Below are 14337 nucleotides of genomic sequence, written 5' to 3' on the forward strand. Positions count from 1 at the left end.
GAAGAATGAAATAGCGTTGGAAGATGAGTTAAAATCTTTAATGAACCTGTTGTCTGCCAAATCCGGAGATCTTCAAATAACTCAAGAAGAAGACCGTTTTTTAAGAAACATCATTAAAGACGGTATAACACAGGGAATATATAAAAAAGGTGATAATAAGTATTACTTCCTGATAATCGTTCTGAATACAGTCCAGATTGTCATTAATGAAATCGGACTAAAAAAAGCATCGGTTATAGCCAATATTCTGTATCGACCGGTAATGAACAATCTACTCTCAATAGAGCAGATCGAGAAGAAGTTCGACAAAGAAGTTGCGGATATAGTAAAAGGACTGACCAAGGTCAATGATCTGGAAGCAAACCAGACAACATTAGAATCCGAAAATTTCATAAAACTACTATTATCTTTCGCCGAAGATATGCGTGTTATACTCATCATGATAGCCAACAGGCTGTTTTTAATGCGTACAGCTTATGAGACAGATGAAGCCGAACGCCTGAAACTGTCAATAGAAGCATCATACATATATATACCTTTGGCACATAAGCTGGGTCTGTATAATATCAAGTCGGAAATGGAAGATTTATATCTGAAATATATCGACAGAAGCACATACGATTATATATCAGCTAAACTAAGCGAAAGTAAAGCTGCCCGTGATAAATATATCGAAGAATTTATCGCTCCGATACAGGAAAAACTGAAGGAAACCGGATTGAAGTACGACATGAAAGGGCGTACCAAGTCCATATTCTCCATTAATAATAAACTGAAGAAACAGAAAGTCGAATTTGAATCAATATATGACTTATTCGCAATCCGCATTATTCTGGACTCTCCACTTCCTAAAGAGAAAGCTGAATGCTGGCAGGTATATTCAATCATTACCGATTTATACCAGCCGAACCCCAAACGGCTCAAAGACTGGCTGTCCATTCCTAAAAGCAATGGTTATGAATCACTCCACATTACCGTAATGGGACCTCAATCCCGTTGGGTAGAGGTACAGATCAGAACCCGCCGCATGGATGAAATTGCCGAACGGGGACTTGCTGCTCACTGGAAATACAAAGGAGTTAAGAGCGAAAGTAATGTCGATGACTGGCTTACTACTCTACGCGAAACATTAGAGAGCAAAGGTGTTGCATCCAATGAAAAGTTGGAAGACTTCAAACTGGATATATATGATGAAGAGATATATGTCTTCACCCCGAAAGGAGACCTTCATAAATTACCGAAAGGAGCTACTGTTCTGGACTTTGCTTTCTCCATACACTCCAAAATAGGGTCAACCTGTATGTCAGGTAAGGTCAATGGAAAGAATGTATCTATCCGCCACAAACTCAACAGCGGCGATCAGATCGAGATTATGACATCCCCAAACCAGACACCTAAACAAGACTGGTTAAACATTGTAACCACATCGAAGGCTAAAAATAAGATACGTCAGAAACTCAAAGAAGAAGCGAACAAACAAGTCGAATTTGCCAAAGAACAATTAAAACGCCGTTTCAAGAATCGCAAGATTGATGAAGACGAAGGAGTTATGATGCGGCTGATAAAAAAACTCGGATTTAAAACAGTCACCGACTTTTACATTAAAATAGCTCAGGAAACTCTTGATGTCAATACAGTTATAGACCAATATCTGGATCTGGAGAAGCGTGAAGCCGAAATACACGACAAGCATGAAGCTGTCAGTGCAGAAGAGTACATTATCCAGTCTTCTAAAACCGAACAACGTTCGGAAAATGGAACAGACGAACTGATTCTCGACAAAGATTTAAGGGGAATAGATTATACGTTGGCTAAATGCTGTAATCCTATTTATGGGGATGAAATTTTCGGGTTTGTTTCTTCACAAGGGATCAAAATACACCGAACTAATTGCCCCAATGCCCACGATATGTTCTCTCGCTTTGCATACCGTGTAATTCCTGCCAGATGGTCTGGAAAATCAGGCTCCACATATACCATTGTACTTCGAGTAGTAGGTACAGACGATATTGGTATTGTTACGAATCTGACCTCCATAATATCGAAAGAGTCTGGTACTAACCTGCGTTCCATCAGCATAGAATCTAATGATGGACTTTTTCAGGGAAATCTTTCGGTTACATTACAAGACACAAATACATTGGACAGTTTAATGAAGAAACTGAGAACGGTACGTGGGGTGAAGTCTATTTCACGTATTAACTAGCTGATATAAGCTTCCGTCACAAACTTTAAATTAGAGAACAATGAAAACAACACATTTTGGGAGCTTAATAGCTCTGACTCTATTATCAGGATTCAGTTTATCTCTTTTTGGATCGGACAAAAAAGGACAACAAGCCAAGACTGAAATATCGGGAATAATAACCGATTATTTTAAAGAAGCAATGGTCAGAGTTACTGTCGTAAACAGAACCAATAATAAACACACTTATTCCGATATAGATGGGCATTACATTATATCTGCATCTCCAGGAGACACCCTCTCTTTTAGATATATAAGGATATATGGAAAACATAGTTCATGTAGAAAATCAAAAGAATCTCGATATTACAATGATTATAGGAAGATGCGAAGATTCATATCCCAATGATCCCGATGATGTTTATTATCCGACATTACAACTTATTCATAAAGGATTAAGCGAAAAGCCAGTCGCCAGATATACGGTACTGCCAAGCTGGGACAAACCCCACTCCTTATCTTTAGAAAAAACAGAAAAGGAGAGTTATTTCCTGTTATCTAAAACATTGCCTGATTATGCGAATCGCAAAAAAGATAATAGACATGGAATATCTCTTAGTGAAAAAGACGTTGCAACCGATTCTTTGATTATTGATCAAAAATTATACTCTGCAATAGAAAGCCTTTTCTCTGAAACTCTGGCAAAGATGAGCAAGATTATACCCGAAGGACTTGATGGAGTCACCTATTATCTGTCTGCAACCGATAAAGACGGCGAAGTTATCGTCCGGTCTCTCTGGTCTCCCGACCAAGGCTCTGTACCTGACGAACTCACTCAGATTCTTGACCGTTTGTATATGGCTACAATAAACAGGAAAGTCCCATATTCCCTTCAAAACGACATACAGCAAATGATTATCAAAATAAGAGCGTGGGATCCTTATCCGGATAAAATCCCCCCACAGAGGTAACGAAAAAAGCCTCAGGAAATTCCTGAGGCTTTTTTGCTATTAATTACTTGTTCTTATCCTTGTCTACACTATCAACTACTTTTTTAGCATCGGGAGGTGTTTGTTTTTTCTTCACCCCGCTTCTTTCCAATAGAGCATCGATAGTAGGTTCATGTCCTCTAAACTTCACATACAGCTCCATCGGATCTTCGGTATTACCTTTCTCCAATACATTCTTGCGGAACGATTCGGCTGTCTCTTTATTAAAGATTCCATTTTCTTTGAATGCTGCAAATGCGTCAGCATCCAATACTTCAGACCATTTGTAACTGTAATATCCGGCTGCATAACCTCCTGAGAATATATGACCGAATGAAGCTGACATATTCGCGCCATCAGCAACAGGAAGTAAAGCTGTTCCAGCCATTGCTTTACGCTCGAAGTCTTTTACATCTCCTTCGTAAGGAGTCTGCAATGTATGCCATGCCATATCCAGATATCCGAATGACAACTGACGGTAGCACAAATATCCGGCATTGAAATTAGAAGCATCTACAAGTTTTTGAACCAATGCGGCAGGAATAGCCTCTCCTGTTTTATAATGTTTCGCAAAACGATCTAAGTACTCTTTCTCTGTCAGCCAGTTTTCCATTACCTGAGACGGAAGCTCCACAAAATCACGGGCAACATTAGTTCCTGAAAGTGTTTCGTAGTTACATGATGTAAGCATTCCGTGAAGAGCATGACCAAACTCATGCAAGAATGTCTCAACTTCATCAAAATTCAATAAAGCCGGCTCTGTTTCGGTTGGACGAGTAAAATTCATCACGATAGATACATGAGGACGTGAATCTTTACCGTTTTCGGTATATTGACCTTTATACTCTGTCATCCATGCACCCTGACGTTTTCCGGCACGAGGATGAAAATCAGTAAAAAGAACAGCTATATACTGACCTTTTTCATCGAAAACATCAAAAGCCTCAACTTCTGGTTGATATACCGGAATATCCGTATTCTTTTTAAATGTGACACCATATAGGTCTGTAGCTAGTCCGAATACACCTTTCTTTACATTTTCAAGTTCGAAATATGGACGAACCATTTCGTCATTCAGATCATATTTATCATCCTGTAATTTTTCGGAATAGTAAGCCCAATCCCAAGGTTGAAGTGTTATATCCTTTCCTTCGTATTTCGAAGCGAATTTCTGTACATCAGCAACATCTTCTTTTGCCCTCTCTTCAAAAGCATCATACAGGTTATTCAACAGGTTATTTACACCATCCTTGTTCTTAGCCATCTTATTACGAAGAGTAAATGTCGCATAATCGGGATAACCTAACAGTTGAGCTATCTTTAAACGGGTATTGGCTATTTGACGTACATTTTCTTGATTGTCAAATTCCCCGCCGGCTACACATTTGGTGTTATATGCCATATATAATTTTTCACGAAGATCACGTCTCTTCGAATACTTCATAAAGGCAATATAACTGGGAGCAGAAAGGTCGAACATCCATCCTTCTTTGCCTTTTCCTTTAGCTTTAGCCACAGCTGCGTCACGCACGCTTTGAGGTAATCCATCCAAATCAGCCTCGTCTGTCAATAACATTTCAAACTTATTGCTTTCTTTCAATGCATTCTGTCCGAAATTTAATGTCAGCTTACTTAATTCTGAAGACAAAGCCTTATACGTTTCCTTATCTTTTGCAGATAAAGTTACCCCTCTGTTCTCGAATCCCTCGTAAATTTTTTCGGTGAGACGAATTTGTTCAGGAGTCAACCCCGAATCATTCCTCTTATCATATACAGCTTTTACTTTCGCAAACAATTTCTCATTTAAGCTGATGTTATTACCATGATCAGATAACTTGGGAGACATACGCTGAGATATCTCCATCATTTCGTCATCACTCTCTGCACTCAGCAGATTAAAAAATACAGAGCTTACTCTTGATAATAACTCTCCTGATTCTTCGTATGCCTCAATAGTATTGGCAAATGTCGGGATCTCAGGATTATTTATAATCTGGTCAATTTCTACATTCTGCTCTTTCATCCCTTTCTCGAATGCCGGCTCATAATGCTCGTTTTTGATCAAATCAAAAGGAGGTGTACCATGAGGTGTTTTATATTCGGAGAAAAATGGATTTTGAGCTTGTATATTTACTGTCATAATTGATAATAATAAAATTAAGATAAAGCTTTTTTTCATAAAAAAACAAATATGAATTAATGAATACAAATCAAAAAGCATACCACTTTTGCACAAAGGTCTCTTTTTTTCTTTTAAACTGCAAATAGAGAGATCAATCATCCACTATATATTTATAAAAAGGGAACAAAAGTAACTCTTAGTTTTACTTCAGATGTCTCCGTCTTTTCCTCAATGACCTGATGATTTATCTACTGCCACCTTTCACCAGTGAAACCTATCCTGACCGTAGGAGCGAAAAATATCTCGCCCGATGTTTCAAATCCTGAGGTATAATTATGACCCTTACGAAATATCCTCAAAAGGTAACAAAAGTCACACCGAAAATGCATTTTTTTATTGTTCCCTTTTTACCCGTCAGTCTAATTTTCACTATGTTAACTGCTGACTGATAATTGATTTCAAAAACCTCTTTCCATATAGATAAAATAAGTGAATACTTATTATGCTTAGTTCGTTTAATATTTAATAAAAACCTTAAATCTTTTTTTAATATGAGGTCTTTCTGATGTGCAGGTTTGATAAAGAGCAGGATTAACATTACTTTTGCATGTTCCGGAATAAGAATATAACCACTTTTTAAGGGATAATTATTCAAAGATTAAGTATATTAGCCCTCATTTAACAGACTTATACATATCTTAATATATGGTTGATTATATAAAAGGCGAAATCGCTGAACTGACACCCGCTTCTGTCACTATTGAAACAAGCGGAATCGGATATTTTATAAATATTTCTTTAAATACATATTCGGCGTTAGAACATAAAAAGTCCGAAAAGTTATTTATATATGAGTCTATCAGAGAAGATGCTCATCAGTTATTCGGATTTATCAACAAACAGGAGAGAGATTTATTCATCTTACTTATAAGCGTTTCTGGAATAGGTGCAAGTACCGCACGCATGATTTTGTCTTCGATGACCATTACGGAACTCGAACTCGTCATATCATCCGGAAATGCGGATATGCTAAAAACAGTAAAAGGTATAGGCTTAAAAACGGCTCAACGGGTAATCGTAGACCTGAAAGACAAAATTAAAGTTACAGGAGACGCGATCAGTAATGTAAGCATTAATAGCGAAGCTGCCAACGAAGCTATTGCCGCATTGGTTATGCTGGGATTCGCACAGGTTCCATCGCAAAAAGCCGTAGCTAAAATTCTGAAAGACAAGCCCGACAGTACAATCGAACAGATTATAAAAACAGCACTGAAAATATTGTAAGTAATTATCCAATGCCGATCAGATATTCCGTCTCGGTATAAAAGAATACAATCACTATTTCAGACATTAGAGTAAAGAAACAATACGTATAACTAAGGATAAGGTCACAGACCTATTTATTGCTTTGGCAAGTATAATAACCTGAGCCTATTATAACTTGAGAATGTATCATTAGATACTTTCATTTACTAAAAAAATAAAAGCGGGGAATCATTGAATAAGAGTATAAAATATTTTATTCTAATCACATCACTGTTTATATGTGTAATCAGTCTGTTTTCGACGACATCGGAAAAGGCTGAGAGCGATTTTTCTTATCCCGCCGAAGAATTTACCGCTCCTCAGGATACGGGTACACTCTATCCTGTTAAGAACACACAGATCACGAATTACAACGATTTGATCAAAAAAAGTCCTATTGACCTGAAAGATCCTTCTAATGTGCAGACTCAAGTCGAATATGATATCAAACACAATGTATATCTTTTCCGGACAAAAATAGATAATGACGAATGGGTGACCCCTTTTACCCTCAATCCGCAACAATACCTCGACTATTCTCTCAAAGAATCAATGTCTCGTTATTTCAAACAGAAAAACGATGAGACCTTTAATAAAAAGGACGAAAAAGAAGCATTCTCTCTGAAAGATATAAAGGTTAATGCCGGAGCGCTCGAACGGATTTTTGGTCCCGGAGGAGTACAAGTCAAGACACAAGGATACGTTGAACTATCTATGGGATTAAAGAATACATCGACCGACAACCCAACTCTCTCTCAAAAGAACAGAAACCGGACAATGTTTGACTTTGATGAGAAAATTCAGGTCAATGTCAACGCATCCGTCGGCGATAAAGTAAACTTTGGGCTGAACTATGATACGGAAGCCACTTTCGACTTCGACTCAAAAAAAGCCAAGCTCGCATACGAAGGCAAAGAGGACGAAATAATCCGTTACCTAGAAGCCGGAAATGTGAGTATGAATACTACAAATTCATTGATAACAGGTGCAACTTCATTATTTGGTATTCGTGCTGATCTTCAATTCGGCAAATTAAAGATTAACACGGTTATCTCGCAAAAAGAAACACAAAGCCAAACGGCGAGTTCTTCGGGAGGTGTACAAACGACTCCTTTCGAATTCAAAGCCGATGAGTATGACGAAAATCAACACTTCTTTCTATCTCAGTATTTTCGGGATAACTACGATGAGGCGATGAGCAAACTGCCTTATATCCAATCACCGATACTTATCACTAAAATAGAAGTGTGGGTAACAAACAAACAAGGCAATTGGGATAATGCCCGCAATATTGTAGCATTTGCCGACATGGGAGAATACAACAAAATCGGCAACACCGGCAAATGGAATAAACAAGGAACATTAGATATTCCTTACAATGGAGCCAATAACTTATATTCCACCATAAACTCATCATATAGTGCAGCCCGTAACAAAGATCAGGCAAATGCCATACTGACTGCAGCGGGTTTACAGACCGGACAGGATTTCGATAAACTGGAGAATGCCCGTAAACTGGACGCCTCAGAATATACACTTAACACTAAACTGGGATATATATCACTCAACTCAGCCTTGGCTTCTGATCAGGTATTGGCTGTAGCTTTTGAATATACCAAAGGACCTGAGACGTATAAAATAGGGGAGTTTGCCAGTGAGATTCCGTCCCAGGAAGGAAGCGCAGCTAAATCGGGATCGCTATTTCTCAAATTATTGAAACCGGTATCTCTTTATCCTCAGTCCTATACATGGGATTTAATGATGAAGAACGTTTATAAACTCGGTTCAATTCAAATACAAAAAGAAAAATTCAGGCTGAATATCGCTTATCAAAGTGATACAGTCGGTACATACATAAACTATATCCCCGAAGGTAATATAAAAAATCAGCTGCTGCTGAGAGTTATGAACCTCGACAGGCTCAACGCATCAAATAATGCCAATCCCGATGGAATCTTTGACTTCCTCGATGGATACACTATCAATGCCGAAAGAGGTCGGGTTATATTTCCGGTTGTAGAACCCTTCGGTGAACACCTTCGAAAGAAAATAGGTAATGATGCCATTGCCAAGAAATATGTATACCAAGAATTGTACGATTCTACACTTACTGTTGCGCAACAAACCGCCGATAAAAATAAATTCAAAATAAGCGGATCGTTTCGGGCATCGGCATCTTCCAGCTCGGTAATCAGTCTCAATGCGATGAATGTAACCAAAGGTTCGGTCAAAGTAACGGCAAACGGGACTGTTTTAACTGAAAATGTAGATTACTCGGTCGACTATATCGCAGGAACAGTTACTATACTTAACCAAAGCCTCATAGATACCGGCACATCGATAAACGTTTCTCTCGAAGATCAATCGTTATTCAGTATGCAGCGGCAGACCTTACTGGGCTTGAATTTGAGTTATGATTTCACGAAGAATTTCAATGTAGGAGCTACCATATTGCATATGTATGAGAAGCCTCTCACCTACAAATCGTCAGTTGGAGAAGAAGCACTGAAAAATACGGTATGGGGACTAAATACCTCCTATCGTACAAAATCGCAATGGCTTACCAATCTGATAGACAAATTGCCATTTGTCAATGCAACAGCTCCATCCGAAATATCCTTGAATGCCGAATTTGCCCAGATGATACCGGGGCATTATGAAAATCAATATTCGGGAGGATATTCCTATATTGATGATTTTGAAGCGGCCAAGACCCGTATATCGTTAGTCAATGCTTATGGATGGAAATTATCTTCGACCCCTACCCTGTTTGAAGAATCGAAACTAACCAACGATATAGCTTATGGCAACAATAGGGCTCGACTTGCATGGTTTAACATCGATAACTTATTTACCAGAAATACATCACGGACACCTTCTCACATAACCAAAGAAGACCGAGACAATCCTTTCGTCAGGGAAATAAATATCAAAGAAATTTATCCGGGTAAAGACATCGTATCAACGGAAGCATCTACCCTTACAGCTCTCAATCTTTCGTTTTATCCGACCGAAAGAGGTCCTTACAATCTGGATGATGTCAGCCTCAACAGCGATGGACAACTTCTTAATCCTCAAAACCGATGGGGAGGAATTACCCGTAAACTGGATAATACAAATTTCGAAAACAGTAATATCGAATATATCGAATTTTGGTTGCTTGACCCGTTTGTCGAAAACGGTAAAAATAATGTCAACAACACAGGCGGAGATCTGTATTTTAATCTGGGAGAAATATCGGAAGATGTTCTGAAAGACGGTAAAAAATTCTTCGAAAACGGATTACCAACTGATCCTTTATCTACCGAATACGAAACCACAAAATGGGGACGTGTCCCTACCCGTCAATCTACCGCATATGCCTTTGATAATACATTGAGTAATGAAGCTCGTGCACGTCAGGATGTCGGGTTAAATGGCTTAAGTACTGCCGACGAATTGCAATTCCCCACTTATGTGACTTATCTGAACAATTTAAGATCGAAACTGTCGTCATCAGCCATTAGTAAAATGGAACAAGACCCCTTTTCTCCCTTGAACGATCCATCAGGAGATAACTATCACTATTATAGGGGAAGCGATTACGATGCACAGAAAACAAGCATCCTTGATCGTTATAAATACTTTAACGGAACGGAAGGTAATACTATTACAAATACCAACGAAAGCTATTCGACCGCCGCAAGCTCTGTGCCTGATGTTGAAGACCTCAATCAGGACTATACAATGAACGAATCCGATAATTATTATCAATACAAAGTAAAATTAGATCCGAACAACATGAATGTCGGCTCTAATTACATTTCAGAAATACGGGAAGTGTCGGTTACTCTTTCAAATGGTACTCCGTCTACAAACAAATGGTATCAGTTCAAAATCCCTCTGAGTGATTATAACAATACCAAAAACGGGAATAAGAAAGTAGGTAACATACAAGGATTCAAAACCATTCGGTTTATGCGTATGTTTGTCACTGATTTCAAGCAGGAAACATATCTGCGCTTTGCAACACTCGATCTTGTACGGGGAGAGTGGAGAACCTATACGCAAACATTGCAGGACGGTATCAATCAGGGGCAGGGTTCAATTAATGTATCTGCTGTAAATATAGAAGAGAACAGTAGCAAGACTCCTGTAAACTACGTTGTCCCTCCCGGGGTGAAACGCATAATAGACTCTAATCAGTCTCAATTGGTAGAAGATAATGAGCAGGCATTAGCCTTACAGGTTCTCAATCTGGAACCATCCGATGCCAGAGCTATATATAAAAATACAGTATATGACCTGCGCCGCTATAAAAGGCTGCAAATGTTTACCCATGCCGAAGAATTGGCAGACGGACAAGACATCGGTCAAAATGAAATAACTGTATTCCTGCGTTTAGGTTCGGACTACAAAAATAACTATTATGAATATGAAATACCATTATCCATAACTCCACCGGGAAGATATAGCAATAAAAACGATAATGACAGGGAAACCGTATGGCCTAAAGAAAATATGTTCGACTTCCCTTTGAAATTACTCACCAACCTGAAACTGGAGAGAAATAAGGAAAAACGTAAAGCAGGATCGGAAGTTTCGTACACAACCTTATACAGTACAAACGATCCAGATAATCAGCAAAACAAAGTTAGCATCATCGGTAATCCATCACTATCCGATATTCAGGTCATGATGATAGGTGTCAGAAACAATTCAAGAACCCTTAAATCGGCGGAAATATGGGTAAATGAATTACGCATGACCGACTTTGACGAAGAAGGAGGATGGGCAGCACAGGGTAATCTCAATATCAATCTGTCAGACATTGGGTCTGTCAGTTTTACGGGAAGGAAGGAAACAATCGGATTCGGATCAATTGATCAAAGCCTTAACGAACGAAGAAGTGATGATTATTCAACTTATACCATAGCAACAAACCTTGATCTGGGACGTTTCATCCCCGAAAAAATAAATGCGTCAATACCATTTTATTATTCATATTCAAATCAGACAACGACTCCCAAATACGATCCGCTGAACCAAGATATAACTCTTAAAGAATCATTGGATCTAGTCGATACTAAAGCTGAAAAAGATTCAATAAAGAATCTGGCGCAAGATAAGACTGTAACCAAGAGCCTTAGTTTTTCGAATGTAAAATTCGATATCAAAAGTAAGAACCCGATGCCGTATGACCCAGCCAATTTCACTTTCGGATATGCATACAGCGAAACCCAAATAACAAACCCGACAACGGTATATGACATAACTAAGAACCAGAAAACGACATTCAGCTATTCGTATTCTCCGGGAGTAAAGACATGGGAGCCTTTCAAAAACATAAAAAGTAAAGCTCCGCTTGCTCAATACCCAAAGAGTCTGGGTATTAATTTATTGCCGAGCAATATTTCGTTCAACTCATATACAACACGTTATAACACGGAAACTCTTACGAGGGATCTGGATAGTTATCTCCTAGGTGGAGACAGTAAGGCTTCTGAATTTATGACATGGAGCCAGACTTTTTATTGGGACAGAGACTTCAGTCTCAACTGGGACTTACTCCGTAACCTGAAAATCAGCTTACAAACCGGTACACGTGCCGAAATAGCAGATGAGCCCTATTTACAGATATATAAACGACTGGATAGGGATGAATACGAAGTATGGCGCGATTCTGTTTCTAACAGTATAAAAAATCAGAGCGGACCTTTGTCATACAGGCAAACGGCAAAGGTTACCTATACCCTCCCTCTAAATAATATTCCATTCCTTAGCTGGATCAGTTCATCTGCCAATTATGACAGTCAATATTCATGGGACAGAGGGGCAACTGTCGAATCGGAAGAAATCGGTAATATAATTACCAATAACATAACCTTATCTTCAAATAACAGATTCGATCTGACTGCTTTATATAATAAATCGGCATTTCTAAGAAAGGTCAATGCTAAGTTCGGAAGTAACAACCGCAGGTCTAATAATCAACGACCGGAAAGGGCAAAACCTGAACGATTGAAACGCTTCAGCCAGGAAATAACGCTGAATCCCGATTCTGGAACAGTTGTAAATCATAACCTGAGTACAAAACGGATCGATATTGTCGCCAGACGAGACGGACGGGTATTCAAGGTAAAATATAAACGAATTGATGACAATTCGATACGAATCATGTTGCAAGATACTGCTACCATACAGTTGAATATAGCGCAAAAAGGAGCAGTCGAAGAAACAACATTATATAAAGTTGCCGAATATGCTGCAAGAGGTTTAATGTCTGTACGCTCGTTCTCGGTCAATTATTCAGCTCGTAACGAAACCGCCATAGAAGGATTCAGGCCGGGCATAGGTGATATGTTTGGACAGAAACGAACCGAATACGGCATAACCCCGGGACTTGATTTCGCTTTCGGATTGAAAGGTGGAGAAGAATACCTCAACAGAGCATTACGGAACGATTGGCTGGTGTTAGACGAAAATAATATATCGCCGGCAGTTTATAACTCGACCCGTAAGCTCGAATTGGAAGCAACTCTGGAGCCAGCCAGAGGACTAAAAATCAGACTCAATGCTTTGCGAGAAAAAACAGATCGCATATCCTACCAATACTATGCGGATGCCCCTACCCTTAAAACTTTGGGTGGAAGCTTTACAATAACAACCATATCATTAGCATCCAGCTTTGACAGTGGCAATTCAGGAAACGGATACTATTCCAAAGCATTTGAGAAGTTCCGTAAGAACAGAGACATCATTACCCGTCGGTGGGAAAATAAATTCAATGGCACACCCTACCCTAACTCCGGATTCATTGCACAAGCAGGACTTGGAAATCAAGATTACTTTTCGGCTATAGGAGAACCTGTCAATAAAAATTCTTCGGATGTTCTTATTCCGGCATTCCTTGCTGCTTATACTGGACGAGATGTACGTTCTGTTTCACTTAATCCTTTTCCTGCACTATCGGCATTATTACCAAATTGGCGTATAACATACGATGGGCTTACGACTCTGCCTTGGTTCAAGACTAAATTCAAGAATCTGATTCTCAGCCATGCATATACATCTCAATACAGTATAGGATCGTATGGATCGTTTTCCAGCTGGATTGACGCCGGTAACGGACTCGGCTTTATAAAATCTCTTGACGACACCCCTCTGCCTGTGCCATCATCCGGTTATGATATTTCGGCTGTCAGCCTCATAGAACAATTTAATCCTTTGTTCGGAGCTGAAGGAACGATGAATAATAACCTGATTATCAAGGCGCGTTATAACTATACCAGAGCACTAAATCTTAATATCAGCTCATTTCAGATTATCGAAAACCTGCAAAAAGACCTCATCGTAGGCTTAGGATACAGAATCATCGAATTCAATAAAATAATGGGCTGGAATAAGAAAAAACAGTCAGGATTCAGTAATGATATGGTTATCAATGCCGATCTATCCAGACGCACAACCCAGTCATTGATACGAAAAATCGAAGACGGATTTACAGAAGCAACATCGGGCACAACGATACTTACCTTAAAAATATCAGCAGATTATAGTCTAAGCAAAGCACTAATCATGCGTGCCTATTTCGACAGAATAGTAAATTCACCTCTAATTTCAACATCTTCATATCCTACATCAAATACAAATTTCGGAATAAGTCTTCGCTTTACTCTGCCCGAATAGAACCTCTTAGTGTACAACAAACACACAGATATTCAAACCAATAGAGATATAATATCTTAGCAGAAAAA

General features: G+C 38.9%; 6 protein-coding genes. 5 read left to right on the forward strand and 1 reads right to left on the reverse strand.

Annotated features, from left to right (window positions below; all coding sequences use genetic code 11):
• The first annotated feature begins 40 nt into the window (after positions 1–40).
• The 3 genes from K322_RS0102195 to K322_RS0102200 are packed head-to-tail and all read left to right on the forward strand — an operon-like array spanning position 41 to position 3156.
• A complete protein-coding gene (locus K322_RS0102195) occupies positions 41–2206 on the forward strand; it encodes a RelA/SpoT family protein (RefSeq protein WP_374116872.1) in 2166 nt (721 codons plus the stop codon).
• Between the two features lie 40 nt (positions 2207–2246).
• Complete coding sequence (locus K322_RS20780) at positions 2247–2594, forward strand: peptidase associated/transthyretin-like domain-containing protein (protein WP_157279374.1); 348 nt, start codon at positions 2247–2249, stop codon at positions 2592–2594.
• A complete protein-coding gene (locus tag K322_RS0102200) occupies positions 2509–3156 on the forward strand; it encodes a hypothetical protein (protein WP_026625393.1) in 648 nt (215 codons plus the stop codon). Before K322_RS20780 ends, K322_RS0102200 begins: the two co-directional genes overlap by 86 nt.
• 43 nt (positions 3157–3199) lie before the next feature.
• On the opposite strand, the gene K322_RS18350 is transcribed toward K322_RS0102200, so the two are convergent.
• Entirely contained in the window at positions 3200–5353 is a 2154-nt protein-coding gene (locus tag K322_RS18350) for a M3 family metallopeptidase (protein ID WP_084158495.1), read from the reverse strand.
• 648 nt (positions 5354–6001) lie between these two features.
• Here K322_RS18350 and ruvA point away from each other — a divergent pair.
• Entirely contained in the window at positions 6002–6580 is a 579-nt protein-coding gene (ruvA, locus tag K322_RS0102215) for a Holliday junction branch migration protein RuvA (protein WP_026625395.1), read from the forward strand.
• Positions 6581–6793: 213 nt separating this feature from the next.
• Positions 6794–14269 (forward strand): T9SS outer membrane translocon Sov/SprA, encoded by a 7476-nt coding sequence (gene sov, locus K322_RS0102220; RefSeq protein ID WP_026625396.1) that lies wholly within the window; start codon positions 6794–6796, stop codon positions 14267–14269.
• The last annotated feature ends 68 nt before the right edge of the window (positions 14270–14337 follow it).

The organism is Indolivaga capnocytophagoides DSM 22835, assembly GCF_000426485.1.
GTDB lineage: Bacteria > Bacteroidota > Bacteroidia > Bacteroidales > Dysgonomonadaceae > Dysgonomonas_A > Dysgonomonas_A capnocytophagoides.